20 protein-coding genes are annotated in these 25260 nt (G+C 68.0%); 11 read left to right on the plus strand and 9 right to left on the minus strand.

Going from position 1 to position 25260, the window contains the following annotated elements; genetic code table 11:
• Positions 1 to 36 precede the first annotated feature (36 nt).
• From HAV18_RS24835 to HAV18_RS24845, 3 genes are all read left to right on the plus strand, one after another.
• Complete coding sequence (locus tag HAV18_RS24835; protein WP_166961089.1) at positions 37 to 846, plus strand: helix-turn-helix transcriptional regulator; 810 nt, start codon at positions 37 to 39, stop codon at positions 844 to 846.
• Positions 847 to 984: 138 nt separating this feature from the next.
• A complete protein-coding gene (gene argH / locus HAV18_RS24840) occupies positions 985 to 2394 on the plus strand; it encodes an argininosuccinate lyase (protein WP_122946021.1) in 1410 nt (469 codons plus the stop codon).
• Positions 2395 to 2488: 94 nt separating this feature from the next.
• Positions 2489 to 3178, plus strand: coding sequence for an HAD family phosphatase (locus HAV18_RS24845; protein ID WP_166961092.1), 690 nt, complete (start codon positions 2489 to 2491; stop codon positions 3176 to 3178).
• An 82-nt stretch (positions 3179 to 3260) separates the two neighbouring features.
• Here HAV18_RS24845 and HAV18_RS24850 read toward each other — a convergent pair whose 3' ends face one another.
• The 5 genes from HAV18_RS24850 to apbC form a co-directional block, all read right to left on the minus strand.
• A complete protein-coding gene (locus HAV18_RS24850; protein ID WP_166961095.1) occupies positions 3261 to 4088 on the minus strand; it encodes a lysozyme inhibitor LprI family protein in 828 nt (275 codons plus the stop codon).
• Positions 4088 to 6367: an arginine/lysine/ornithine decarboxylase gene (locus tag HAV18_RS24855; protein ID WP_166961097.1), complete on the minus strand. Its 2280-nt coding sequence runs from the start codon at positions 6365 to 6367 to the stop codon at positions 4088 to 4090. The genes HAV18_RS24850 and HAV18_RS24855 overlap by 1 nt, the downstream gene beginning before the upstream one ends.
• A gap of 81 nt (positions 6368 to 6448) precedes the next feature.
• Positions 6449 to 7018, minus strand: coding sequence for a dCTP deaminase (dcd, locus tag HAV18_RS24860; protein WP_047898759.1), 570 nt, complete (start codon positions 7016 to 7018; stop codon positions 6449 to 6451).
• Positions 7019 to 7213: 195 nt separating this feature from the next.
• Positions 7214 to 7750: a superoxide dismutase [Cu-Zn] gene (gene sodC / locus HAV18_RS24865; protein WP_166961101.1), complete on the minus strand. Its 537-nt coding sequence runs from the start codon at positions 7748 to 7750 to the stop codon at positions 7214 to 7216.
• Between the two features lie 133 nt (positions 7751 to 7883).
• The gene (gene apbC, locus HAV18_RS24870) at positions 7884 to 8975 is read right to left on the minus strand and encodes an iron-sulfur cluster carrier protein ApbC (protein ID WP_166961103.1); all 1092 of its coding nucleotides are present in this window, start codon (positions 8973 to 8975) and stop codon (positions 7884 to 7886) included.
• A 351-nt stretch (positions 8976 to 9326) separates the two neighbouring features.
• Between apbC and HAV18_RS24875 the strand changes: the two genes are divergently transcribed.
• The 4 genes from HAV18_RS24875 (at position 9327) to HAV18_RS24890 (ending at position 15059) form a co-directional block, all read left to right on the plus strand.
• Positions 9327 to 9971: an OmpA family protein gene (locus HAV18_RS24875; RefSeq protein ID WP_166961106.1), complete on the plus strand. Its 645-nt coding sequence runs from the start codon at positions 9327 to 9329 to the stop codon at positions 9969 to 9971.
• 376 nt (positions 9972 to 10347) lie between these two features.
• On the plus strand, positions 10348 to 12504 hold the full coding sequence (gene metG / locus HAV18_RS24880; protein WP_166961109.1) for a methionine--tRNA ligase: 2157 nt from the start codon (positions 10348 to 10350) through the stop codon (positions 12502 to 12504).
• Between the two features lie 292 nt (positions 12505 to 12796).
• Positions 12797 to 13951 carry a hypothetical protein gene (locus tag HAV18_RS24885; protein WP_166961112.1) on the plus strand — a complete coding sequence of 385 codons (1155 nt, stop codon included), beginning with the start codon at positions 12797 to 12799 and terminating at the stop codon, positions 13949 to 13951.
• Entirely contained in the window at positions 13935 to 15059 is a 1125-nt protein-coding gene (locus tag HAV18_RS24890; RefSeq protein ID WP_166961115.1) for a DNA methyltransferase, read from the plus strand. Before HAV18_RS24885 ends, HAV18_RS24890 begins: the two co-directional genes overlap by 17 nt.
• A 43-nt stretch (positions 15060 to 15102) precedes the next feature.
• Here the strand turns inward: HAV18_RS24890 and HAV18_RS24895 are convergent, their stop codons facing one another.
• Both HAV18_RS24895 and HAV18_RS24900 read right to left on the minus strand, forming a co-directional pair.
• Complete coding sequence (locus tag HAV18_RS24895; RefSeq protein WP_166961118.1) at positions 15103 to 19140, minus strand: translocation/assembly module TamB domain-containing protein; 4038 nt, start codon at positions 19138 to 19140, stop codon at positions 15103 to 15105.
• A 25-nt stretch (positions 19141 to 19165) separates the two neighbouring features.
• Entirely contained in the window at positions 19166 to 20980 is a 1815-nt protein-coding gene (locus HAV18_RS24900) for an autotransporter assembly complex family protein (protein ID WP_166961121.1), read from the minus strand.
• 265 nt (positions 20981 to 21245) lie between these two features.
• Between HAV18_RS24900 and HAV18_RS24905 the strand changes: the two genes are divergently transcribed.
• The 4 genes from HAV18_RS24905 to panD all read left to right on the plus strand — a co-directional run bounded on the left by HAV18_RS24905 (position 21246) and on the right by panD (position 23848).
• Positions 21246 to 21434 carry a DUF3460 family protein gene (locus HAV18_RS24905; protein WP_166961124.1) on the plus strand — a complete coding sequence of 63 codons (189 nt, stop codon included), beginning with the start codon at positions 21246 to 21248 and terminating at the stop codon, positions 21432 to 21434.
• A gap of 4 nt (positions 21435 to 21438) precedes the next feature.
• The gene (locus HAV18_RS24910; protein WP_166961127.1) at positions 21439 to 22311 is read left to right on the plus strand and encodes a ScpA family protein; all 873 of its coding nucleotides are present in this window, start codon (positions 21439 to 21441) and stop codon (positions 22309 to 22311) included.
• A 265-nt stretch (positions 22312 to 22576) separates the two neighbouring features.
• The gene (gene panC, locus HAV18_RS24915) at positions 22577 to 23416 is read left to right on the plus strand and encodes a pantoate--beta-alanine ligase (RefSeq protein WP_166961130.1); all 840 of its coding nucleotides are present in this window, start codon (positions 22577 to 22579) and stop codon (positions 23414 to 23416) included.
• Between the two features lie 45 nt (positions 23417 to 23461).
• Positions 23462 to 23848, plus strand: coding sequence for an aspartate 1-decarboxylase (gene panD, locus HAV18_RS24920; RefSeq protein WP_011545962.1), 387 nt, complete (start codon positions 23462 to 23464; stop codon positions 23846 to 23848).
• 126 nt (positions 23849 to 23974) lie between these two features.
• Here panD and HAV18_RS24925 read toward each other — a convergent pair whose 3' ends face one another.
• Together HAV18_RS24925 and HAV18_RS24930 are read right to left on the minus strand one after the other, a co-directional pair.
• Positions 23975 to 24643 carry a ParA family protein gene (locus tag HAV18_RS24925; protein WP_166961133.1) on the minus strand — a complete coding sequence of 223 codons (669 nt, stop codon included), beginning with the start codon at positions 24641 to 24643 and terminating at the stop codon, positions 23975 to 23977.
• A gap of 136 nt (positions 24644 to 24779) precedes the next feature.
• Positions 24780 to 25193, minus strand: coding sequence for a DoxX family protein (locus HAV18_RS24930; RefSeq protein WP_166961135.1), 414 nt, complete (start codon positions 25191 to 25193; stop codon positions 24780 to 24782).
• Between the last annotated feature and the right edge of the window lie 67 nt (positions 25194 to 25260).

Consider the following 25260-nt stretch of genomic DNA (forward strand, 5'->3'; position numbering starts at 1 on the left):
GTTGCCGCGTCCCCGCTTCCACTTCGTCGTTTCCGCATGAACCAGCCGTCCTCCGCATCCGTCCCGCCGCTCGACGCCACGCCCGCCCGTGCGCTCGGCGAATTCATCCGCGCCCACCGCGAGCGGCTGTCGCCGCAGGCCGTCGGTCTGCCGCCCGGCCCGCGCCGCCGCACGCCGGGGCTGCGGCGCGAGGAAGTCGCTCAGCTCTGCGGCGTCAGCCCCACCTGGTACACGTGGATCGAACAGGGCCGCCCCGTCTCCGCGTCGGCCGACGCGCTCGCGCGGATCGCCGTCGCGCTGCAACTGTCGAAGGCCGAGCGCGCGTACCTGTTCGAGCTGGCCGCGCAGCGCGACCCGGCCGAGCCCGACGTCGCCGGCGGCGACCTGCCCCCGACACTCGCCGCGACCGTCGCGGCAATCGCGACGCCCGCGTACGTGCTCGACCGGCAATGGAACGCACTCGCATGGAACGCACCGGCCGCCGCGCTCTTTTCCGGCTGGCTCGACGGCGAGCACGACCGCAACCTGTTGCGCTTCACGTTCATGTCGCCGGCCGCGCGCACGCTGATCGTCGACTGGGAAACCCGCGCGCGGCGGCTCGCGGCCGAATTCCGCGCCGATTCGATCCGCCACCTGACCGACGCGCCCACGCGCGCGCTGATCGACGCTCTGACCGCCGGCAGCGATGCGTTCGCGCAGTACTGGGCATCGCAGGACGTGTTCGAGCGCGAAGGCGGCCTGCGCGAATTCGACCATCCGGCCGACGGCCGCCTCGTGTACCAGCAGATCACGCTGAAGCCCGCGCACCGCGAAGACCTGAAGCTGGTCGTGCTCGTGCGCGACTGAACGGGCCGGCCCGCGCCGGCCACGGCCGGCGGCCCGCCGCGAACGGCTGCGCGCCGCGGCGGGCAGGCCCGCGAATGTTAGAATCGCGGGATTCCCTCGGCGGCGCACGCCGCCCAACATCCCCTTCGAAGAATCGCCATGACGTCCCAACTGCACAAAAAGGGCGAGGCCTGGTCGGCCCGCTTCTCGGAACCGATGTCGGAGCTGGTCAAGCGCTACACGTCGTCGGTATTTTTCGACAAGCGTCTCGCGCTCGTCGACATCGCCGGCTCGCTCGCGCACGCGAACATGCTCGCCGCGCAGAAGATCATCAGCGCCGACGACCTGGCCGCGATCGAACGCGGGATGGCGCAGATCAAGGGTGAAATCGAGCGCGGCGAATTCGAATGGCAGCTCGACCTCGAAGACGTCCACCTGAACATCGAGGCGCGCCTGACCGCGCTGATCGGCGATGCCGGCAAGCGCCTGCACACGGGCCGCTCGCGCAACGACCAGGTCGCAACCGACATCCGCCTGTGGCTGCGCGGCGAGATCGACCGCATCGGCGGCCTGCTGAACGACCTGCGCGGCGCGCTGCTCGACCTCGCGGAACAGAACGCCGACACGATCATGCCGGGCTTCACGCACCTGCAGGTCGCCCAACCCGTCACGTTCGGCCACCACCTGCTCGCGTACGTCGAGATGTTCTCGCGCGACGCGGAACGCATGCGCGACTGCCGCACCCGCGTGAACCGCCTGCCGCTCGGCGCGGCCGCGCTCGCGGGCACGAGCTACCCGATCGACCGCCACGCGGTCGCGAAGACGCTCGGCTTCGACGGTATCTGCGCGAACTCGCTCGACGCGGTGTCCGATCGCGACTTCGCGATCGAATTCACGGCTGCATCGGCACTCGTGATGACGCACGTGTCGCGCTTCTCCGAAGAACTCGTGCTGTGGATGAGCCCGCGCGTCGGCTTCATCGACATCGCCGACCGCTTCTGCACCGGCAGCTCGATCATGCCGCAGAAGAAGAACCCGGACGTGCCCGAGCTCGCGCGCGGCAAGACGGGCCGCGTGAACGGCCACCTGATGGCGTTGCTGACGCTGATGAAAGGCCAGCCGCTCGCGTACAACAAGGACAACCAGGAAGACAAGGAACCGCTGTTCGACACGGTCGACACCGTCGCCGACACGCTGCGGATCTTCGCCGAGATGGTGGCCGGCATCACCGTGAAGCCGGACGCGATGCGCGCGGCCGCACTGCAGGGCTTCTCGACCGCCACCGACCTCGCCGACTACCTGGTGAAGCGCGGCCTGCCGTTCCGCGATGCGCACGAAGCCGTCGCGCACGCAGTGAAGATCTGCGACGACCGTGGCATCGACCTGGCCGACCTGACGCTCGACGAGATGAAGCAGGATCTGCCGAACGTCGCGCACCTGATCGGCGAAGACGTGTTCGGCTACCTGACGCTCGAGGGTTCGGTCGCCAGCCGCAATCACCCGGGCGGCACCGCACCCGACCAGGTGCGTGCGGCGGTCAAGGCTGCCCGCGCCGCGCTCGGCCAGTAAGCCCGCTGTTCCGGACGGACGCCATCGGCGTCCGTTTTTCATTCGGGCGGCCGTTGCGCCGCCCATTGCCTGCCCCGCCTCCCGAATGCCGCCGATGACCTTTTCCGCCGCGCTCTTCGACATGGACGGCCTGCTCGTCGATTCCGAGCGGACCATCATGAATACGTGGATCGACGTGTCGAATGCGCACGGCTTCACGCTGACCACCACCGACTACCTGCAGATCGTCGGCCGCTCGTTCGCCGAGGGCCAGGTGATCCTGGCACGGCTGATCGGCAACCCCGATACGTTCGACGCGGTGCGCACCCGCGTGCGGGAGCAGCTCGCCGCGCCCGAACCGCATCCGAAGTTTCCGCTGAAGCCCGGCGCGTTCGCGCTGCTCGACGCGCTCGCGCAAGCCGGCATTCCGTGCGCGGTCGCGTCGTCGTCCGCGCGCGACGTGATCCGCGCGCGGCTCGACGCGGTCGGCGTGCTGCCGTTCTTCCGCGCGATCGCGGGCGGCGACGAAGTCGCGCGCGGCAAGCCCGACCCGGCCGTCTACCGGCTCGCGGCCGAACGCCTCGGCGTGCCGGCACACGCATGCGTCGCGTTCGAGGACAGCGACTTCGGTGCGCAGTCGGCCGCCGGCGCGGGCGCCTCGGTCGTCACCGTGCCCGATCTGAAAGCACCGACGCCCGAAATCGTCGCGCTGAGCCTGCACGTGCTCGCATCGCTCGACGATGCGCTCGCGCTCGTGCCGTCGTGGTTCGGCGGGCACGATAACGATACGCAACGGCCCGCCTAGATCGCGTGCCATCCAATGCAAAACGGGCACCTTCGGGTGCCCGTTTTGCCTTATCGCCGAACCACCGGCATCGCAATTGCGATTACTTGTTGCCGGCCGTCTCCGACAGCCGCTTCATCGTCGCGATGCGTGCGCCGATCAGGTCGACGCGGCCGTCCTCGCCGACGAGCGGCGCCGTCGCATCGCGGAACCCGACCCACGCGCGCTGCGCGCGTACGAGCGTCGCAGCCGAATGCGCGGGCATCTTGCGGCGCAGCTTCTGGTAATAGCGGTTCAGGTCGAACAGCGCGTGCTCGCACGCGGCGTCCTGTTCACACGGCCGCACGCGGCGCACGGCCGGATCGCGCGGCGCGTTCGCCGGCTTGACGTTCGGTTTGGCCACACCCTGGGCCGCACTCGCGCCACCCTGCGCGCCGCTCGTGGCCACTACCGGCACGGCGGCGGGCGGCGGTGCATAGCGATCGGCCGCGCCGCGCAGCGCCAGCGCGCGATCGCGCACGGGCTGCAGTTGCAGGTCGGCACTCGACATCGCGTACGACGTGCCGCGCGTGGTGTCGTACACGGCCTTCAGCAGATGCACTTCGTCCTTGCGCCACGTGAGCCAATGGCGCTGGCTGTCCTGCCAGCCGCGCTTCGCGTCGGCCGGCGCATCCTTCAACAGGCGCTGGTACGCGCCATCCATTACGGCCTGCCACTGCTGCTGCGCTTCGCCCATGCACTGGATCTGGCCGGCCGGCGAGGACCGGTCGCGCCGCGCGAGGCACTGCCGCATCGCGACGTCGATCGGATCGGCCGCCGCGACTTCCGCATGCGCGACACCCACGCCCGCCAGCCCAGCCGACCCTGCCGCCCAGACGACGAGCGCGGCCACCGCCGCGCGCATCGCCTGGATTCGTCCATGCGTCGCCATCAGTCGCGCACGCAGTCGACGAAGTACTCGACGCGGCCGTTCACCTCTTCCGCGACGAGGCCGTGGATGTCGGTGTGGAAGCCCGGGAAGCGTTCGTTGAAGTCGCGCGCGAACCGCAGGTAGTTCACGATCGTCTTGTTGAAGCGCTCGCCCGGAATCAGCAGCGGAATGCCCGGCGGGTACGGCGTCAGCAGGATGCTCGTCACACGACCCTCGAGCTCGTCGAGCGGCACGCGGTCGATCTTGCGGTGCGCGAGCTTCGCGAACGCGTCCGACGGCTTCATCGCCGGTTCCATGTCCGACAGGTACATCTCCGTCGTCAGGCGGGCGATGTCGTTCGCGCGGTACACGTCGTGGATCTGCGCGCACAGGTCGCGCAGGCCGACACGCTCGTAGCGCGGATGCTGCGCGACGAATTCCGGCAGCACGCGCCACAGCGGCTGGTTGTTGTCGTAGTCGTCCTTGAACTGCTGCAGCTCGGTCACCATCGAGTTCCAGCGGCCCTTCGTGATGCCGATCGTGAACATGATGAAGAACGAGTACAGGCCGGTCTTCTCGACGATGATCCCGTGCTCGGCCAGGTACTTCGTGACGATCGCGGCCGGAATGCCCGTCTCGCCGAACTCGCCGTCGACGTCGAGCCCCGGCGTGATGATCGTCGCCTTGATCGGGTCGAGCATGTTGAAGCCTTCCGCCAGCGGGCCGAAGCCGTGCCAGTGGTCGTTCGGCTTCAGCATCCAGTCTTCGCGCGAACCGATGCCTTCTTCCGACAGCTCATCCGGGCCCCATACGCTGAAGAACCAGTCGTCGCCGTATTCGGCGTCGACCTTGCGCATCGCGCGGCGGAAGTCGATCGCCTCGGCAATCGATTCCTCGACGAGCGCGGTGCCGCCCGGCGGCTCCATCATCGCGGCCGCGACATCGCACGACGCGATGATCGCGTACTGCGGGCTCGTCGACGTGTGCATCAGGTACGCCTCGTTGAAGCGGTGCTTGTCGAACGTGCGGTTCTCCGAATCCTGCACGACGATCTGCGATGCCTGCGAGATGCCCGCGAGCAGCTTGTGCGTCGAGTGCGTCGCGAACACGAGCGCGCCCGTGCGCGGACGGCCGTCGCCGATCGCGTGCATGTCGCGATAGAAATCGTGGAAGGTCGCGTGCGGCAGCCACGCTTCGTCGAAGTGCAGCGTGTCGAGCAGGTCGCCCAGCAGGTCCTTGATCATCTCGACGTTGTAGACGACGCCGTCGTACGTGCTCTGCGTGATCGTCAGGATCCGCGGCTTCATGTCCGGGTTCTGGCGCATCGCTTCGCGCGCGAACGGGTTCGCCTCGATCTTCTTGCGGATGTTCTCCGGCTTGAATTCGTCGCGCGGGATCGGCCCGATGATGCCGAAGTGGTTGCGCGTCGGCGTGAGGAACACCGGAATCGCGCCCGTCATCGTGATCGCGTGCAGGATCGACTTGTGGCAGTTGCGGTCGACCAGCACGATGTCGCCGGGCGCGACCGTCGCGTGCCAGACGATCTTGTTCGACGTCGACGTGCCGTTGGTCACGAAGAACAGGTGGTCGGCGCTGAAGATGCGCGCCGCATTGCGCTCGGACGCCGCGACCGGGCCCGTGTGGTCGAGCAGCTGGCCGAGTTCGTCCACCGCGTTGCAGACGTCCGCGCGCAGCATGTTCTCGCCGAAGAACTGGTGGAACATCTGGCCGAGCGGGTTCTTCAGGAACGCGACGCCGCCCGAATGGCCCGGGCAGTGCCACGAGTACGAACCTTCGTCCGCGTACTTCACCAGTTCCTTGAAGAACGGCGGCGCGAGCGAGTCGAGATAGACCTTCGCCTCGCGGATGATGTGGCGCGCGACGAACTCCGGCGTGTCCTCGAACATGTGGATGAAGCCGTGCAGCTCGCGCAGGATGTCGTTCGGCAGGTGGCGCGACGTGCGCGTCTCGCCGTACAGGAAGATCGGGATGTCCGCGTTGCGGCGGCGCACTTCGGTGACGAACGCGCGCAGCTCGATGATCGCGGTCGCGAGCTCGGGCAGTTCGCCGTCCGCGCCGGTTTCGCCGAGCATGAGTTCGTCGTCGTCGATCGACAGGATGAAGCACGACGCACGGCTCGATTGCTGCGCGAACGACGTCAGATCACCGTAGCTCGTGAGACCGAGGACTTCGACACCCTCCTTCTCGATCGCTTCGGCCAACGCCCGGATGCCGGAGCCCGAGATGTTCTCGGAGCGGAAATCTTCGTCGATGATGACGACGGGGAAACGAAACTTCATGGGCGATTCTCCAAAAAGAACGACCGCGGCGCGTCACGCGCAGCGGTCACCCGGAAACTGGTGAGACGTTATGCAACCAGATCAGGTTTTCGGCAGCGTGACACCGCGCTGCCCCTGATACTTGCCGCCGCGATCCGCGTACGACACGTCGCACACTTCGTCGCTCTCGAAGAAGAGCACCTGCGCGACGCCTTCGTTCGCGTAGATCTTCGCGGGCAACGGCGTGGTGTTCGAGAATTCCAGCGTGACGTAGCCTTCCCACTCGGGTTCGAACGGCGTCACGTTGACGATGATCCCGCAGCGCGCATAGGTCGACTTGCCGAGGCAGACGGTCAGCACGGTGCGCGGGATGCGGAAATATTCGACGGTGCGGGCCAGCGCGAACGAGTTCGGCGGGATGATGCACACGTCGCCCTTGAAATCGACAAACGAACCCTCGTCGAAGTTCTTCGGATCGACGATCGTCGAGTTGATGTTCGTGAAGATCTTGAATTCGTCTGCGCAGCGGATGTCGTAGCCGTAGCTCGACGTGCCGTAGCTGACGATCCGGCGGCCGTCCGCGGACTCGCGAACCTGATCGGGCATGAACGGCTCGATCATCTTGTGCTCTTCGGCCATGCGCCGAATCCATTTGTCGGACTTGATACTCATGTCGGCCTCCGCCGGGCCGCCCCAAGGAGGCTGACCGCCCCCTCGGGGGGCAGCGAACAAAGTGAGCGTGGGGGTCGATTCATATCGGGGCGCCAGGAAACGCTGCGTGACGGAAAACGAAAGCCGCCGATACAAGACGGCGGCCGGGAAAGGCGGACATTTTACGCGATCATCGGCCGGCGCACGCGGCGGCCGTCAACGGATCACGCCGCAGGCCAGCGCGGGCCCCGCGCCATGCTGCGGAAACGCGGGATCGCTCGGGTCGCGGTGCACCAGCGCCGCGCGGTTCATCGCCGAGCGCACGCCATCGAGGGCCAGATCGGGCGCGACGATGAAGCCGGCCGCGACGCCGTTCGCGTCCGCATGAATGTTGCCGAGATCGCCGGCGACGCGGGCGCCCGCGCGCAGGCGGTCGGCGGCCGGCGCGAACACCTGGCCGGCGCTCGAGCCGTCGCCCGCGTTGCAGTCGCCGCGTTCGTGCACCTGCAGCGCATGATCGCTGTTCGGCGGGAGGCCGGCCAGGTTGTAGGTGACCTGCACACCGTCCGGACGCTCGACGAACGTCACCGCACCGCGCGCCTGCGAGCCGACCGTCGGCTGCAGTTGTGCATCGGCCCGTTTTTCGTGCGACGAGGAAAAGGAGGTACAGCCGGCCAGCAGGCCCAGCGCGGCGGCGGCCAGCAGCGCGCGCTGCGCGCGGCCGGCGCGCACGCCGTGATGTCGTTGTTTCATTCGATCCTCATGCCGGCTGGCGGCCGTTTGACACGACGGCCGCGCCGGGCGGGTAAAGGGACCCGGGAAAAGTCGCCATGATACCGCGCCTCGTGGCGCCGTAAACAGCGTAAGGGCCCGCCCCGCAAGGGTTTTACGTATTTTGAACAACGATCGACGGGAACTTCGACGTCATGTCGCGCGATCGCTCGGCAATCGCCAGCGCGACGCCGCGCGCGATGTCGCGGTAGCGGCGCGCCAGCGCGCCGTCCGGATCGGCCGCCACCGTCGGCGTGCCACTGTCGGCGCGCTCGCGGATCGCGATGTCGAGCGGCAGGCTGCCGAGCACGTTCACGTCGTAATCCTTCGCCATCCGCTCGGCGCCGCCGGCGCCGAAGATGTGCTCTTCGTGGCCGCAGTTCGAGCAGATGTGGATGCTCATGTTTTCGACGATACCGAGGATCGGAATCCCGACCTTCTCGAACATCTTCAGGCCCTTCTTCGCATCGAGCAGCGCGATGTCCTGCGGCGTCGTGACGATCACCGCGCCGGTGACGGGCACGCGCTGCGCGAGCGTGAGCTGGATGTCGCCCGTGCCGGGCGGCATGTCGACGATCAGGTAGTCGAGCTCGCGCCAGTTGGTCTGGCGCAGCAACTGCTCGAGCGCGGAGGTCGCCATCGGGCCGCGCCACACCATCGGGTTGTCTTCCTCGATCAGGAAGCCGATCGAGTTCGCCTGCAGCCCATGGCCGACGAGCGGGTTCATCGACTGGTTGTCCGGCGACTCGGGGCGCTGGCCGTGGATGCCGAGCATCGTCGGCAGCGACGGGCCGTAGATGTCGGCGTCGAGGATGCCGACCGACGCGCCTTCGGCGGCGAGCGCGAGCGCGAGGTTCACGGCCGTCGTGCTCTTGCCGACGCCGCCCTTGCCCGACGCGACCGCCACGATGTTCTTCACGTTCGGCAGCAGTTTCACGCCACGCTGCACCGTGTGCGCGACGATTTCCTGCGACACGGCGACGCGCGCATCGCGCACGCCCGGCACGGCCTGGAGCGCCGCGGTGACGCGTGCGCGCACATCGTCGTGCTGGCTGCGCGCGGGATAACCGAGCACCACGTCGAGCGCCACGACGTCGCCGTCGATCGCGACGTTGCGCACGCCCTTGCTCGCCGCATACGGACGGCCGGTATTGGGGTCGACGACGGCCGCCAAAGCGGCGTCGACTTGTGCCCGGTCAATGCTCATTGAAACTCCGTGAAAACGTTTTTCTCGCGCGCAAACGTCAAAAAATATCAAATTACGCTGCGAAAATCGGGAAAAGTGAAAGAATCTGTTGCACGCCATTGCGCGAACGCGCGACCCGGCGCACTCTTCGCGTGCGGCATGCTATGGGGCCAAATCGGCCACCAACCGCCTATATTGTAGAGGCTGACGCGTCGCACTGTCCCAACAGCCACGCTGACGGACAGGGCATGCGGCCGCCTCGGCGGCTGCCGCGAGCGCAGGCCTGCCCGCCTTTGCCGGGCGGCCCGCGCGGGGAGCCGTAACTGTTGTTGTCGTCGTTGTCGACTCGTTCAACCAAGAGAGGAATCCAAGATGAACATGAAAATCGCGACTCGCCTGTCCGTCTTCGCCCTGGCCGGTGCAGTGCTGGCCGGCTGCGCATCGCCGCAAGGCACCAACACGGCCGTCGGTACCGGCACGGGTGCGGCGCTGGGCGCAGGCATCGGCGCGCTGGCGGGCGGCGGCAAGGGTGCGGCGATCGGTGCAGGTGTCGGCGCACTGGTCGGCGGCGTGACGGGCTACAACTGGCAGGCGATCAAGAACAAGCTCGCGCCGTCGGCAGCGCAAACGGGTACGCAAGTGACCGAGCAGCCGGACGGCTCGCTGAAGCTGAACGTGCCGAGCTCGGTGACGTTCGCGACGAACCAGTACGCGATCACGCCGGCCTTCACGCCGCTGCTGAACGACCTGGCGACGACGCTGAACCAGAACCCGCAAGTGACGGCATCGATCGTCGGCTACACGGACAGCACGGGCTCGGCGCAGCTGAACCAGACGCTGTCGCAGAACCGCGCGCAAAGCGTCGTGAACGCACTGGCACAGCGCGGCGTGAACGGCGGCCGCCTGTCGGCGCAAGGCATGGGTGCGTCGAACCCGATCGCGGACAACGCGTCCGAAGCCGGCCGCGCACAGAACCGCCGCGTCGAGATCTACCTGCGCGCGGCGCAGGCGCAGTAAGCGCACGACGAGGGGAAGGCGCGGGCCCGCCGCCCGCGCAGCCCTGCCGGACAAGGCTTCCGGCGGAGCCGGTAACAAATCGAAAATATTTTCGAACTTCTGTCGCGGGCCGTGGTCAGTATTTACGGTACGCGGCTGGTGTTGCCGGCGCGTCACCATTCTCCTCTTGTCGTTGTTGCTCCGGGGCCGTATCCGCCCCGGTTTTTTTTGCCCGCAGAATTCGTGCTGCATCGCAGCACCCCGCCGTCGGGTACGCCGCTTGCGCGGCCCCGCCCGTTCCAGCACCCGGTCAACGGCGCCCGCCCGCGTCGCTGCCGCGCGCCCCTGCTAGAATCGCAATTTCCCGTCGTTTTTCCGCCGTTCCTCTACAGACCCTATGTCCGCATCCGACCTCACTTCCGTGCAGGCTGCGGCGCCGCAAGGTGACCGCCAGATCCTCGTTACGTCCGCACTGCCCTATGCCAACGGGCAGATCCACATCGGCCACATGGTCGAGTACATCCAGACCGACATCTGGGTGCGGACGCTGCGAATGCATGGCCATGAGGTCTACTACATCGGCGCCGACGACACGCACGGCACGCCGATCATGCTGCGCGCGGAGAAGGAAGGCCTGACCCCGAAGCAGCTGATCGACCGCGTGTGGAACGAGCACAAGCGCGACTTCGACAGCTTCGGCGTGTCGTTCGACAACTTCTACTCGACCGATTCGGACGAAAACCGCGTGCTGAGCGAGAAGATCTACCTCGCGCTTCAGGAAGCCGGCTTCATCGCCGAGCGCGAGATCGAGCAGGCATACGATCCCGTCAAGGAAATGTTCCTGCCGGACCGCTTCATCAAGGGCGAGTGCCCGAAGTGCCACGCGAAGGATCAATACGGCGACAACTGCGAAGTGTGCGGCTCGACCTACCTGCCGACCGAACTGCTGAACCCGTATTCGGTCGTGTCGGGCGCGACGCCGGTGCGCAAGACGTCGAAGCACTACTTCTTCCGCCTGTCCGATCCGCGCTGCGAGTCGTTCCTGCGCGAATGGGTGAGCGGCCTCGCGCAGCCCGAAGCGACCAACAAGATGCGCGAATGGCTCGGCGACGCCGGCGAAGCCAAGCTCGCCGACTGGGACATCTCGCGTGACGCGCCGTACTTCGGCTTCGAGATCCCGGGCGCGCCCGGCAAGTATTTCTACGTGTGGCTCGACGCGCCGGTCGGCTACTACGCGAGCTTCAAGAACCTGTGCGAGCGCAACGGCATCGACTTCGATGCATGGATCCGCCCGGGCACGAAGGCCGAGCAGTACCACTTCATCGGCAAGGACATCCTGTACTTCCACACGCTGTTCTGGCCCGCGATGCTCGAGTTCTCGGGCCACCGCACGCCGACCAACGTGTTCGCGCACGGCTTCCTGACGGTCGACGGCGCGAAGATGTCGAAGTCGCGCGGCACGTTCATCACCGCGCAGAGCTACATCGACACGGGCCTGAACCCCGAATGGCTGCGCTACTACTTCGCCGCGAAGCTGAACGCGACGATGGAAGACATCGACCTGAACCTCGACGATTTCCAGGCGCGCGTGAACAGCGACCTCGTCGGCAAGTACGTGAACATCGCGAGCCGCGCGGCCGGCTTCCTGATCAAGCGCTTCGACGGCCGCGTGCAGGACAGCGCGATGAACCATCCGCTCGTCGCGAAGCTGCGCGATGCGATTCCGCAGATCGCCGCGCACTACGAAGCACGCGAATACAGCCGCGCGCTGCGCCAGACGATGGAACTCGCGGACGAAGTGAACGCGTACGTCGACGGCGCGAAGCCGTGGGATCTCGCGAAGGATCCGGCCAACGCGGTCGCGCTGCACGAAACCTGCAGCGTGAGCCTCGAGTCCTTCCGCCTGTTGTCGCTCGCGCTGAAACCGGTGATGCCGCGTATCGCCGAAGCCGTCGAGTCGTTCTTCGGAATCGCGCCGCTTGCGTGGGCCGATGCCGCGAAGCCGCTGTCGTCGGAACAGCCGATCAAGGCGTACCAGCACTTGATGACGCGCGTCGACCCGAAGCAGATCGAGGCGTTGCTCGCCGCGAACCGCGATTCGCTGCAGGCCGAGGCTACCGGTGCGGCCGCCGCTAGCGCCAATGCCGCGAAGGACGCGAAGAACAACGCCAAGGCGAACGCGAAGCAGGCGGTCGTGAACGGCGCCGACGACGCACCGATCTCGATCGACGATTTCGCGAAGATCGACCTGCGCATCGCGAAGATCGTCGCGTGCCAGGCCGTCGAGGGTTCGGACAAGCTGCTGCAGCTCACGCTCGACGTCGGCGAGGAAAAGACCCGCAACGTGTTCTCGGGCATCAAGTCGGCGTACCAGCCCGAGCAGCTCGTCGGCAAGCTGACGGTGATGGTCGCGAACCTCGCGCCGCGCAAGATGAAGTTCGGCCTGTCCGAAGGGATGGTGCTCGCCGCGTCGGCCACCGACGAGAAAGCGGAACCGGGCCTCTACATCCTCGAGCCGCACAGCGGCGCGAAGCCCGGCATGCGCGTGAAGTAAGCCGCACACGCAGCCGCTTGCGTGAAAAAAGGCCCCGCACGATTCGATTCGTGCGGGGCTTTTTTCATCGCGCATCGCGAATAAACGGGGCGTGTCATTCTCGTTCGTTCGACCGGGAACCCGCACGATGCCCCCGGGCGGTTCGGCTATCCTGTGACATTGCGCCTGCCCGTGGCGGCGCACGGCGGACACTGTCGGCCGCAGGCCGTCAACACCGGGTCTGCCCACCGAACGACGACATGAGAACACACCCGATGCCCTTCCGGCCGGCCGGACGCGCGTTACCCAGCGCATGAGTGATACCCGCTCGCGGGCAACGATTCCGCTCGTGCCGATTGCCGATGCGGGCAGCGCCGCGCCGCTCATATCGCGCAGCCGCGCATTCGGCATGCTGGCCGACCGCTTTGTGTGGCTCGCGCTGCGCGAGCCGCCCGCCGACGATCGCACGCGCTGGCACACGCACACGCTCGGCAAGCGCACGATCCGCTTCGCGCAGCCGCTCACCTTGACCCCCTACGCGGCCGCGCAGCCCTGCTCCGCGCGCTGCCGTTTCTGCTCGGAAACACTTGTCGACGCGACCGCGCATGGCCCGATGGCGGCGAGCCTGCGCCCGCCAGCCGACTACTTCGACCGGCTCGGCCGCGCGCTGCGCGCACTGCAAGGCGTGCCGCTGTCGTACTCGCTGTCGGGGCTCGAAAACACCGACGATCCGGCCTGGTTGTTGTCGCTCGCGGCAACGCTTGGTGCTGCCGGCGACGACGGCCCCGATGTCGGCGGCAGCGTGCTGTACACGAACGGCGCGGGCCTCGTCGAGCACGGCGGCCACCTGCTGCCTGCGCTCGCGAATCTCGGGTTGTCGTGGCTCGAATGGTCGCGCCATCACGATCGCGACGACGTGAACCAGTCGATCATGCGTTTTCGCGCCGGTCAGCGCGTGATGCGAGACGCCGCATTCGAGGCCGCGTTCACGGCCGCGCGTGCCCGCTTCCCGGTCAAGCTCGTCTGTATCGTGCAGCGCGGCGGCATCGAAACGCCGACAGACGTGCTGCGCTACCTCGAACGTGCGCGCACGCTCGGCGCCAGCGCGGTGATCTTCCGCGAATTCTCGGTACTGCCCGATACGTACCGGCACAACGCGACGCGGCGCTACATCGACCGCGCGCGCATCGCGATCGATGCGCTGCTGCTTGCATGCATCGCGGATCCGGTGTTTTCCGCGCAGTACGAACCGGTTGCGCTGACGGGCGGCTACTACTTCTGGAATGCGCGGTGGGCGCATCGCGACGGTGTCGAAGTCGTGTTCGAGACGTCCGACTACGGTGCAATGCGTGAACACGAGCTGCGCGACGCCGTGTACAAACTCGTCTTCCATCCGAACGGCAATCTGTGTGCCGGCTGGCAACCGATGCGCGACATCCTGTGGAGCGACGATGACTGCCGTAACTAGCTGGTTGCGCCTGACCCGCGAGGCCGCCGACACGGCCCTGCCTGCCGACCTGCGCGCACGGGATTCGTTCGCCGCGCGCGATTGCGGCTGGGTCGAGCAGATGACGCCGTTCATCGGCAGCCACGCGACGCCCGGCGGGTGGATCGTCGATCCGTTCTGCGGCTTCGGCACGACGCTCGTCGCAGCCGCGCGCTGCGATGCGCTCGCGCTCGGCGTCGAGATCGACCCGGAGCGTGCGGCGTTCGCACGCGAGCGGCTCGCGCGGGTCGGCACGACGGCCGCCCGCCATCCGGTGCTCGCAGGCGACCTGTCGCGCGCCGCGACGCAGGCCGCCGCACGCGAAGCAGGCGGCCCGTTCACGCTGTGCCTGACGAACGTGCCGTACTTCGGCTGCGACGCGTTGCCCTGCAAGCCGGCCGACGGGCAGCTGTACGGTGTCGCGAACTACGCGCCTTATCTGGAGCGGATGCGCGACGTGTTCGCGGGCGTGCATGCGCTGCTCGAACCGGGCGGCTGGTGTATCGCGATGGCGCAAAACCTGCGGCTCGGCGGCCGGTTCGTGCCGCTCGCATGGGATGTCGCGCGGCTGCTCGGCGAACGCTTCGTGTTGCACGAGGAGCGCGTGCTGATCTACGAAGGCCCGGACGGCCCCGCGCCGCACGGCAACGGGCCGTCCGACCGCACGCATGAATACGCGCTCGTGTGTCGCAAGGCGCCGCTTGCCAGCGATGCCGACGCGGCACACGCACTCGTTGCCGCACTGACACGCGACGGCTTCACGTTCGCCGTGTTCGGCGGTTTCGCACGCCGGCTCGCAACCGGCACGCGCAACATCGATGTCGCCGCGCCGCTGAACGACGTCGACCTCGTCGTGCCGCCCGACGATGCGGACGTGTCGCGACTACTGCAATGGATGGATGCCGGTGGCTTCTCGATCGAATCGTGGAATTCCCGGATCACGCCGCCGGTCGCGGCCGCCGCGTTGCGATACCGCCACTACTTTCGCGCACGGCGGATCGATGCGTACGGCCGGCTGCTGCAAGTCGACGTCACGGTCGCCGATACGCACGAGGGATTCGCTGTGTACGCGGCAGCGAACCCGGTATGACAACATCTGCCGCGAGTGACACGCGACTGGCGACGCGCCCCCGTCACCGCTGCCCGAACCACCGGTCGAAACGCCGCGTGTAGTTCAGGTCGACGCCCTGGAACGTGCCGCCGTACGCGGACACCGACCAGAAGCGCGACAGGTTGATCGTCGCCTTGAACGCGTTGCTCGCCGATTGCAGCCCCTGCTCGAAGCCCAGCACGAACCGCTCGTTGATCGCCTTCGACACCAGCACGACCTGCGGATCGGTCAGGCCGACTTCGCTGCGGCCGACCGAGACCTCGTCGAGACCGAAGGTCTGCGCGACGCGCTTGCCGGTCACGCTGCCGAGCAGCCCGAGCGCCGCCGTCATCGCACCCTGCTGGCCGACGTTGTTGCCCTGGTCGGTGCCGTGCCCGAACAGCAGCCACGACAGCTTTTCGTTGTCCGTGACGTTCGGCTCCGACACGAGCTTGACCGTCAGCGACTGGATCGTGCCCGTCACCTGCACGCCGGCCTCGACCTCCTGGTTGCGTCGCATCGCAAGGATGTTGACGCCCGGGTTCGACACGGGGCCGTTGAACGTGAAGAAGCCGTTCTCGATCGCGAGCTTGCGGCCGAACGACGTGTACGTCGATCCTTCGGTCACGCGCACGTTGCCGACCGCGCGCAGCGGCACGCCCGGTGCACTCATCACGGTGATCGTGCCGCGCAGCCCGAGATCCGCGCCGTGGCCCTTGAAGCGGAAGTCGTTGCCGAGACCGATGTCGATGTTCGCGCGCGGCGCGAGTGACGGCGCCGGCTTGTCCGCGGCCGGCTGCGGCTTCGCGACCGCGGTGCCCGTCGGCGTCTCGCCGCGCACCGTGCCGTCCGGCTGCATGACCACGACATCGTCGGACAGGTGCGGCGCCGACTCCTCGGGCAGGTCGAACAGCGCGCGGTCAACGACGAACTTGCCGTCGATCGACAGCGCGCCGCGCGGCCCGTCGTTCGCGACCGTCGCCTTGCCCGACAACGACAGCTTGCGATCCGGCGCCGCAAACAGCTCGAGCTTGTCCGCGACGATGCTCGCGGTCAGGTCGGGCGCCTCGCCGTCGAGGCGCACGCGGCCGAGCATCCGCAGCGTACCGTCGCCGCCGTGGAACTCGACCTGCTGGAATTCGACGAGGTTTTCCGCGAGCTTCACGCGCACGATGCCGTCCTTCAGCTGCACACCCTGGTCGATGAGCGTCGCGGACAGGTCGTCGCCCGTCAGCATCCCCGACAGGTTCGGCTTCGCCGGCGTGCCGGCGACCGACAGCTTCAGTGCCGCGCGCCCGCCGAGCAGGTAGCTCGGGCCGAACAGGTTGCCGGTCGTCTTGAGCGCCGGGATGTCGGCGTCGATGCGGCCCGACAGCGCGCCGTCGTCGACGACGCCGAACATGCCGTCGCGCAGCGCGAACGGCACCGTGACATTGGCGTCGAGCGTGCCAACCCGGTTCGCCTTCGCGAGCGCCGTCACGTTGAGCCGGTTGCCGGGCGCAAAGCTCGCGCGCGCGGACAAATCGGTCAGCCCGAGCGACGCGATGCCGCGCCCGCTCTCGATCGTCACGTCGCCACCGCGGCGCTTCACCTGCACGTAGCCCGTCGCGTTCGCGCCGAGCGAGAAATCCCAGTCGGCGTCGAGCACGACGTCGGTCCGCAGCGGCGGCCGCTGGCCCGTCAGCTCCTGACGGACCTCGAGGAAGCGTGCGATCGACGCGCCGCTCACGGAACCCGCCGAGCGCATCTGGCCGTGATCGAACACGAACGATTTCAGGTCGATCGCCGCGCCTTCGAGCGTGAGCCGCGTCGCGCCGAGCGTCACGCGGCCGGCGCCGGCCGACACAGTGAGCGGCGCCTGCAGCGCGACGGCCGGCGTGCCGCGGTTCGCGAGGCGCGTGACGGTGCCGTCCCAGCGCATCCCGTCGCGGTTCTCGACCACGCCGCCGTTCGCCGCGAGCGTCACGTCGATCACGCGGCCGCCGGCCGTCCCGAGCGCCGACGCGTCGAGCGTGTGCTTCGCGCGCGTGCCGTCGAGGTTCGCGCGCAGCGATTTCAGCTTCAGCGAGCCGAGCGCGATGTCGGTCGCGTCGGCCGTGAACACGAGCGCGCCGTGCGCGCCGTCGCGGATGTCCGCGCGCCCCTGCGCGGCACCGATCCGGTTCGACCCGACGACGACGTGCTCGGCCTTGTAGGTGGCCGTCACGTTCGGGTGCGCGAAGCTGCCGGTCAGGTCGCCCTGCGCCTGCACGAGCCCTTCCACGCCGAAGCCGAGCCGGTCGAGCTGCGGCGCGTCGACGACGAAGCGCAGCCGGTCGCCGGGCGCACCGAAGCTGCCGCGCAAGTCGACATGATTGCCCGCGATCGACAGGGTCGCGTTGCTCGGCAGGATCCGCGAGCCGGCAAGCTGCACGACGCCGGCGCCGGTCAGCGGCACGCCGTCGTACAGGCTGTCGCCGAGCTTGAAGGTCGCCTTCGTCGACACCTGTGGCGCGAACGCGCCCGACGCCGTCAGCGTGCCCGACACGCGCGTCTCGCCGCGCTTGGCCGGCGCCTTGGCCGCCTTGCCGCCGGCCTTCGGTGCGCTCATCGCGGCGAGCAGCAGCGGATCGAATGCGGTCAGCGTCGCCTTCGCGTCGTAGCTCGAATGCGCATCGTGGCGGAACACCCCCGTCAGGTCGATTCGGCCCTTGTCCGCCGTCACGCGCGCGTCGGTCAGCACGGTCTGCTGCGGCGTCAGCGCAACCTTCGCGCGTGCGCCGAGCGCGAGCTTCGGATCGTTCAGGTTGAAGTCGACGGTCGTCACGTCGCCCGCGAGCGTCACGCCGAGCGGGCCGGCGAGGCGCATCGGCCGCAGCTCGGCGACGAAGGCGTTCAGGTCGAGGTTCGCGACCTTCAGGTCGAAGCGGCCCTTGCCGCCCGCCAGCGTGCCGTTGCCCGTCACGCTGCCGTCGCGGATCAGCTTCAGCGCGAGTGCGTCGATCCGTTGCGCGTGCGCGTCGAGATGCACGTTCGCGTGCGCGTCGATCACCGGCAACAGGTGGTCGCCGAGCGTGCCCGGCTTCGCGTTGACGATCGACACCGGCCCCGTCACCGCGAAACCGGTCGCGGGCGCGGCGCCCGCCGGCGCGGTCACGGGCGCGAGTTCGGCGCGCACCGCGAGATCGGCGGCCGGTGCGCCGGGCGCGAGCGCCTGCGGGTTCACGTGATCGAACACGAGCGACGCGCGCGTGAGCGGCACCGCGCCGAACGGCGCGGCCTCGACGTGCGCTCGCCCGTTCAGCTTCATCCCGCTCGCGTCGACTTCGGCGACGAGCGCCTCGAGCGAGCCCGACACGCGAGCGCGCGCATCGACCGGCTCGTCGGACAGCTTGCCCGCATATGTGGCTTCCCCCGTCAGCGCGAACGGCTTCACGCCGTCGAGCTTCGCACGCGCGGTCAGCGCGCCGAACGGCGTATCGACGCCGTCGAGCACGAGTTCATGGTGGCGGCCGTCGCTGCGGCCGTTCAGCGCGAGATGGTCGAGCTGCGTCGTCGAGCCGCCGTCGTGAATCGCCAGGCGATCGACGCGCAGGTCGTCGATCCGCAACTGCAGCGGCAGGCTCAGGTCCTGCGGCGTCGTACTCGGCGTCGACGGCCCCGGCGCGATCCGCACGTCGATGGTGCCGGCGCGAAGATAGGCGATGGACAGCCGCCACGGCGCGCGGGTCAGTGCCCAGCGGCCGTCGAGCCGGTCGATGCGGATTTCGGTGCCGGTACCGTCGGGGCTCGTCCAGGCGAACCCGCGCAACCGCACGCCGGTCGCGAGCGAGCCACCTTCGAGCGTGCCCGCGAGCCGCGTGCCGAGCACCCGCTCCGCCACCTGCCACGCGAGCCGCGTGCCGTGCTCGGTCGTCACCGCGGCCAGCACGAGCCCGACCGCCAGCACGACGAGCAGCATGACCGTCGCGAGCGTCCACGCGACGACACGCCCGATGCGCGCGACGGGCCCGCGACGCGGCGCGCGCGGCGGTGCGTCGGGCGCGCCGTCGGGCGTATCCGGATCGTGAGGCGGCGGCGTGTCGTTCGGGTCCTTCGTCATGCGGTTGGTCGATGAAGCAGTACGTTCAGAAAGCGATACCGAGCGTCAGGTACGGGCGCACGCTATGGTTGCGCAACCCGTACGCGACGTCGACGTTGATCGGGCCGACGGGGCTGCGCCAGCGCGCGCCGATGCCGACACCCGGGTAGAACACGCGCTCGCCCCACGCATCGGTGGCCGTGCCGATGTCGAAGAACGTCGCGGCGCCCCAGTCGCGGTTGAACCAGTGCTGGTATTCGGCGGTGCCCGTCATCAGGTACTTGGTCGGCAGGACGGAGCCGTCGACACTGTTGCCGATGCTCTGGTAACCGTAGCCGCGCACCGAGTTCGAGCCGCCCGCGCGGAACAGCAGCGACGCCGGCACGCCGGTCGAGCTGCCGCCCGTGAACACGCCGCCGAGCTCCGCGCGGAACACGAACAGGTCGCGCTTGCCGACCGGCAGGTACTGCTGGCCGCGCGCGTAGCCGCGGACGAAGGTCTGGTCGGTCAGCACGCCCTTGACCGCGAAGCCGGCCTCCGCGTGGATCAGGTTGCCCGAACGCGGAAACAGCGGATCGTCGACATTGCGGCGCGTCCACGCCCATTGCGGCACCAGCGCGCGGCTCGTGGTCGGCCCTGCGCCGTTCTGGTCGAGCCGGTCCTGGTAAAACATCAGCGAATACGTGTAGTCGATGAACTGGCCCGTGCGCGTGCGCTGCACGCCGACCCGCGCGCTGTAGATGCGCGTATCCGACACGTTGGTGTTCGTGTACGACGCGAGCACGCTGTTGGTCCACCCCTTCTCGCCCGGCGGCATCGACAGCTGGACCTGCCCGTATTGCTGGATCTGGTCGAGCCGGCCCGACACGGTCAGCGGCCACGCGGCGCCGAACGTGTCGAGATACGTGTAGGAGCCCTGCACATGCGGCCCGGTATCGGTGGCAAAGCCGACACCGCCGCGGATGTTGTTGTACGGGAACTCGCTTACCTTCACGTGCACGGGCGTGCGCTCGGGCTTCGCCGTATCGTCGCCGACGTCGATCGCGACGCTCGCGTAGTACGGCGTGTTCTGCAACTGCCGCTGCAATTCGGTGATCCGCTGCACGTCGTAGATCTCGCCTTCCGACAACGGATTGACGTTCGTGACGATCTTTTCCGGATAGCGGCGCACACCGTCGACGTCGACCTTGCCGATCGTGAAGGTCGGGCCGCTGTCGAACGTGACCGCGAGCGTCGCGCGCTGCGTGCGCGGGTCGATGCGCGCCTCCGACGACGCGATCTTCGCGCCGAGATAGCGGCGCGACTGCAGTTGCCTGAGCGCCGCTCCCTTCGCGCCATCCCAGTCGGATTGCGTGAACGGATCGCCCGGCTTCAGCGAAAACGCGAAACGGGTCGCGGCTTCCTGCTTCGGATCCTCGGTGCCGATGGGCCCCTTGAACGTCAGGTCGACGCTCGACACGACGGTCTGCTTGCCCGGATCGACCGCGATGCGCACGTCGCGCTTGCCGTCGCGCGTGCGCACGTCGGTGCGCACGACCGGCGAGAAATAGCCGGCCGTCGCGGTCAGGTCGCGCACCTGTTGCGGCGTGGCCGTCACGAGGAAGTCGAACTGGTCGTCGCTGATGTCGTCACGCTTCGCGAAGCGCGCGATGTCGAGATGCGTCTTGAGCAGCTTGCGAACCGAGCGCGGCGCGTCGATGTCGACGTCGTACTTCGCGTGGGCCGGCAGCGCGAAGCACGCGGCCAGGCAACCCGCAAGGGTCGCTCGCGCGGCGCGGGCCGCGACGCCGGCGCGATTGCGTTCCACGCGCGGGCCCGCGTCATGTGCCGGATGTGCTTGATGGTTCGACTGCCCCGCCAAATATGACCTCGCCCTCGGTTGTCACGGTTTTGTGGAAAACCCTGTATTTGACCACAGCGTGCCAGCGTCAAAGCTTAATGTTTGTAAACCGCTGCGCGCGCGAGCGTGGTCGCGGCGTCATGCCTGACGGCGCGCTTGCGGGCACCGGCTGCGCGCCGGCCCGCGGATTCGACGCGCGATTGCCGCCGGCTGTTCCCGCGATGCGGTAAAATCCCGCCATCGTGAATCCGGCGCATCGTGCGCCGCCCGAAACGGAAAACCAGCCATGCCGTACCAGTCCGATGTCACGCAGTTCCTGAACCAGCTCAAGCAGCAGAAGCCGACGCTCGAGGAAGAGCAGCGCAAGGGCCGTTCCCTGCTGTGGGACAAGCAGCCGATCGACCTCGACGAGCGCGACGAGCAGCAGGAATCGCGCGTGAAGCAAACGTCGTACGTCTACTACCAGAACTTCTGACGACGTGAGCGCCGCCGACGAGGCCAGCGCCGCCCGGCAGGACGACGCGATCGCCGCGCCCGCGGGCGCCGATTCGACGCCCGACACGGTCGACGGTGTCGCGGCATTTGCTCGCCTGTACGGCGAGCCGCTCTTCAAGCTGCCGCAGGATCTCTACATCCCGCCCGATGCGCTCGAGATCTTCCTCGAGACCTTCGAAGGCCCGCTCGACCTGCTGCTCTACCTGATCCGCAAGCAGAACTTCAACGTGCTCGACATCCCGATGGCGCAGGTCACCGCGCAATATCTGGGCTACGTCGACCAGATCCGCACGTCGAACCTCGAGCTCGCAGCCGAGTACCTGCTGATGGCCGCGATGCTGATCGAGATCAAGTCGCGGATGCTGCTGCCGGTCAAGAAGGCCGACACCGGCGAGGAAGCCGAGGATCCGCGCGCCGAACTCGTGCGCCGCCTGCTCGAATATGAGCAGATGAAGCTCGCTGCACAACGTATCGACCGGTTGCCGCAGCTCGGCCGCGACTTCCTGCGCGCCGACGTCTACATCGAGCAGAGCGTCACGCCGCGCTTCCCCGACGTGAATTCGGACGACCTGCGCGCCGCATGGGCCGACGTGCTCAAGCGCGCGAAGCTCGTCCAGCACCACAAGATCTCCCGCGAGGAGCTGTCGGTGCGCGAACACATGAGCCTGATCCTGCGCCGGCTGCAGAACGCGCGCTTCATGGAGTTCGCCGAGCTGTTCGACACGTCGCGCGGCGTGCCGGTCGTTGTCGTGAATTTCATCGCGATGCTCGAACTCGCGCGCGAATCGCTCCTCGAGATCACGCAGGCCGAACCGTTCGCGCCGATCTACGTGCGCCTCGCGTACCTGCCCGCGTAACGCCCGCGCCCGCCCTTCCCGTTCTCCCGATTCATCCCGGCACACTTGCCGCCTCACCGCAGCCCGACGCGGCCGCGCGGGCCGGTGCCGGCACGCCCGATTTAAAAGTGAACGATCGTTCTTTTTTCGATGCGTTTGGCGGCCAAATCCTCTACAATCCGCCGACGCCCGATGCGCCGCCCGCGCGCCGGCGTTCTCCGCTTCGACCCCGACGCCGCCGCTGCGGCGCCAACGCGCGCATGCGCGAGGAACCCGCTACCCGATCATGAAAGTCATCAGCTCGATCCATGAACTGCGCGACCAGTTGCGCGGACAGAACCGCACGGCGTTCGTGCCGACGATGGGCAACCTGCACGAAGGGCACCTGTCGCTGATGCGCCTCGCGCGCCAGCACGGCGACCCGGTCGTGGCGAGCATCTTCGTCAACCGGCTGCAATTCGGCCCGAACGAGGATTTCGACAAGTATCCGCGCACGCTCCAGGACGATATCGAGAAGCTGCAGAAGGAAAACGTCTATGTGCTGTTCGCGCCGACCGAGCGCGACATGTACCCGGAACCGCAGGAATACCGCGTACTGCCGCCGGATGACCTCGGCGGGATTCTCGAGGGTGAATTCCGGCCCGGCTTCTTCGCCGGCGTGTGCACGGTCGTCACGAAGCTGATGTCCTGCGTGCAGCCGCGCGTCGCGGTGTTCGGCAAGAAGGATTACCAGCAGTTGATGATCGTGCGCCGGATGTGCCAGCAGCTCGCGCTGCCGGTCGAGATCATCGCGGCCGAAACCGTGCGCGACGAGGACGGCCTCGCGCTGTCGTCGCGCAACCGCTACCTGACGGCCGACGAGCGCAAGGAAGCGCCCGAGCTCGCGAAAACGCTGCAGCGCGTGCGCGACAGCGTGCTCGGCGGCGAACGCGACCTCGGCAAGCTCGAGCAGCACGCGCGCACGCACCTGGCCGAGCGCGGCTGGGCGCCCGACTACATTGCGATCCGCCGCCGCGCGAACCTGATCGCACCGAGCGCCGCCGAACTCGAAGCCGGCGAGCCGCTCGTCGTGCTCGCGGCCGCGAAGCTCGGCGCGACGCGCCTCATCGATAACCTGGAAATCTGACGGGCCGCCCCGCCCGCGCCTCACACGACGCATCACGGAGACACCATGCAGCGCCACATGCTCAAATCGAAGATCCACCGCGCGGCCGTCACGCACTGCGAGCTGCACTACGAAGGCTCGTGCGCGATCGACGAAGACCTGCTTGAAGCGGCGGGCCTCATCGAAAACGAACGGATCGACATCTGGAACATCAATAACGGCGAGCGCTTCTCGACGTACGCGATCAAGGGTGAGCGCGGCAGCGGGATGATCTCGCTGAACGGCTCGGCCGCGCGTCGCGCGCAGCTCGGCGACCTCGTGATCATCGCGGCATTCGCGATGGTCGACGAAGCCGAGCTGCAGGCCGGCTGGAAGCCGAAGCTCGTGTTCATCGACGACGGCAACAAGATCAAGGGCCACCGCGATCACGTGCCGACGCAGAACTGGACCTGACCGGCCGCCCGCGTGCCATGGCGCGCGGGAGCGGCTGCGCCGCCTGCGGTCGAAGGGCCGGATTCCGTGTACCGCGGGATCCGGCCCTTTCTCATTTCATCGCGTACCGGCCCGGCGACCGCGCGATCAGGACGCCTTGGCGGCCTTCTCCGTCTTCTCTGCCTTCGGCGCGCGGCGTTCGGCCCATTCGACGATCGGCCGCCACTGTTCGAGATCCTTCTCGACCCGGCTCTTCGCGACGTCCCACAGCGTGAGGCCGTGCGCGGCGATCTGCACGTAGTTCTGCGTGTCGCGCACGTAGCCGAGCACCGGCAGGCCGAGCCCTTCGACGAACCGGTGAAGCTGGTCCGACGAACGCGTGCGCGCATCGACCCGCATCCCGACGATCCCGACCTCGACGCTGCCCTTGCGCACCGCCTTCTCGCCGGCGAGGCGCTCCAGAAACTGCTGCGTGGCCAGAATGTCGAACAGCGACGGCTGCAGCGGCACGATCACCTTGTCGGCCAGTTGCAGCGCAACGTTGAGCCGGTTGCCGTGCAGGCCGGCCGGCGTATCGATCACCGCATATTCGAGGCCGCGCGGCGGCTTCGTCGGCGCGTCCGGATCGAGCTCCCATGCCTCGATCGCCGGCAATCCGGCCGGCCGGAGGTCGAGCCACGCGTGCGCGGACTGCTGCCGGTCCAGGTCGGCAAGCGCGACCCACGCGCCCTGCGCCGCGAAATAGCCGGCAAGATTGGTGGACAGCGTGCTCTTCCCCACGCCGCCCTTCGGATTCGCCACCACGATCACCGTCATGAATTCCCCCGAAAAAGCCGCGCGGCGCCCGCCGCATGGCAGGCGCCGCTCGATTGCGGATACAGGGAGCGATGATATCGGCAAACGGGGTGTCACCGGAACGGGTTGCGCCGCACCGCGGACGCCGAGCTACCCGTTACGCACGCTGAACCGCGGCCTCCCGTGCGCCGAGCGCGTACGCGCCGCCGCCCAGCAGCGCCTGCACGGCAAGCGTGACCGCCCAGAACGCCGGATATTCCCAGCCGCCGTTCGGTGACGTGAAGCTCCAGCCGTTCGGCAGATGCGCGGCGATCGCGCCGAGCATGAACGGCAGCAGCACGAGCGCGGCGACCCGCACACGGAAGCCCGCGAGCAGCGCCAGGCCGCCGGCCAGTTCGACGAACGTCGTCAGGTACGCGAGCCAGCCCGGCAGGCCGATCGACGCGAAGAACTGCGCGGTGCCGGGCAGCGTGAAGACGAACACCTTCTGCGCGACGTGCGCGAGGTACAGCACGCCGAGCGCGACGCGCAGCAGTGTCGCGGCGAAATCGTTGAGGCGATTGGGGTTCATGGCAAATTCCTTCGTGAGTGGATGAGAATGAATCGCACTCTATTCGAATCGATTTAGCCGATAAACA

It is taken from the genome of Burkholderia sp. D-99 (genome assembly GCF_011605345.1).
Lineage (GTDB): Bacteria > Pseudomonadota > Gammaproteobacteria > Burkholderiales > Burkholderiaceae > Burkholderia.

What these genes read in the sequence shown, in the direction of transcription:
- HAV18_RS24855 (WP_166961097.1), bottom strand. Translation starts at nt 6,367, where the DNA reads ATGAAGTTTCGTTTCCCCGTCGTCATCATCGACGAAGATTTCCGCTCC.
- HAV18_RS24835 (WP_166961089.1), top strand. Translation starts at nt 37, where the DNA reads ATGAACCAGCCGTCCTCCGCATCCGTCCCGCCGCTCGACGCCACGCCC.
- apbC (WP_166961103.1), bottom strand. Translation starts at nt 8,975, where the DNA reads ATGAGCATTGACCGGGCACAAGTCGACGCCGCTTTGGCGGCCGTCGTC.
- HAV18_RS24845 (WP_166961092.1), top strand. Translation starts at nt 2,489, where the DNA reads ATGACCTTTTCCGCCGCGCTCTTCGACATGGACGGCCTGCTCGTCGAT.
- panC (WP_166961130.1), top strand. Translation starts at nt 22,577, where the DNA reads ATGAAAGTCATCAGCTCGATCCATGAACTGCGCGACCAGTTGCGCGGA.
- HAV18_RS24850 (WP_166961095.1), bottom strand. Translation starts at nt 4,088, where the DNA reads ATGGCGACGCATGGACGAATCCAGGCGATGCGCGCGGCGGTGGCCGCG.
- HAV18_RS24930 (WP_166961135.1), bottom strand. Translation starts at nt 25,193, where the DNA reads ATGAACCCCAATCGCCTCAACGATTTCGCCGCGACACTGCTGCGCGTC.
- HAV18_RS24875 (WP_166961106.1), top strand. Translation starts at nt 9,327, where the DNA reads ATGAACATGAAAATCGCGACTCGCCTGTCCGTCTTCGCCCTGGCCGGT.
- metG (WP_166961109.1), top strand. Translation starts at nt 10,348, where the DNA reads ATGTCCGCATCCGACCTCACTTCCGTGCAGGCTGCGGCGCCGCAAGGT.
- HAV18_RS24885 (WP_166961112.1), top strand. Translation starts at nt 12,797, where the DNA reads ATGAGTGATACCCGCTCGCGGGCAACGATTCCGCTCGTGCCGATTGCC.
- panD (WP_011545962.1), top strand. Translation starts at nt 23,462, where the DNA reads ATGCAGCGCCACATGCTCAAATCGAAGATCCACCGCGCGGCCGTCACG.
- dcd (WP_047898759.1), bottom strand. Translation starts at nt 7,018, where the DNA reads ATGAGTATCAAGTCCGACAAATGGATTCGGCGCATGGCCGAAGAGCAC.
- HAV18_RS24905 (WP_166961124.1), top strand. Translation starts at nt 21,246, where the DNA reads ATGCCGTACCAGTCCGATGTCACGCAGTTCCTGAACCAGCTCAAGCAG.
- HAV18_RS24890 (WP_166961115.1), top strand. Translation starts at nt 13,935, where the DNA reads ATGACTGCCGTAACTAGCTGGTTGCGCCTGACCCGCGAGGCCGCCGAC.
- argH (WP_122946021.1), top strand. Translation starts at nt 985, where the DNA reads ATGACGTCCCAACTGCACAAAAAGGGCGAGGCCTGGTCGGCCCGCTTC.
- HAV18_RS24895 (WP_166961118.1), bottom strand. Translation starts at nt 19,140, where the DNA reads ATGACGAAGGACCCGAACGACACGCCGCCGCCTCACGATCCGGATACG.
- HAV18_RS24925 (WP_166961133.1), bottom strand. Translation starts at nt 24,643, where the DNA reads ATGACGGTGATCGTGGTGGCGAATCCGAAGGGCGGCGTGGGGAAGAGC.
- sodC (WP_166961101.1), bottom strand. Translation starts at nt 7,750, where the DNA reads ATGAAACAACGACATCACGGCGTGCGCGCCGGCCGCGCGCAGCGCGCG.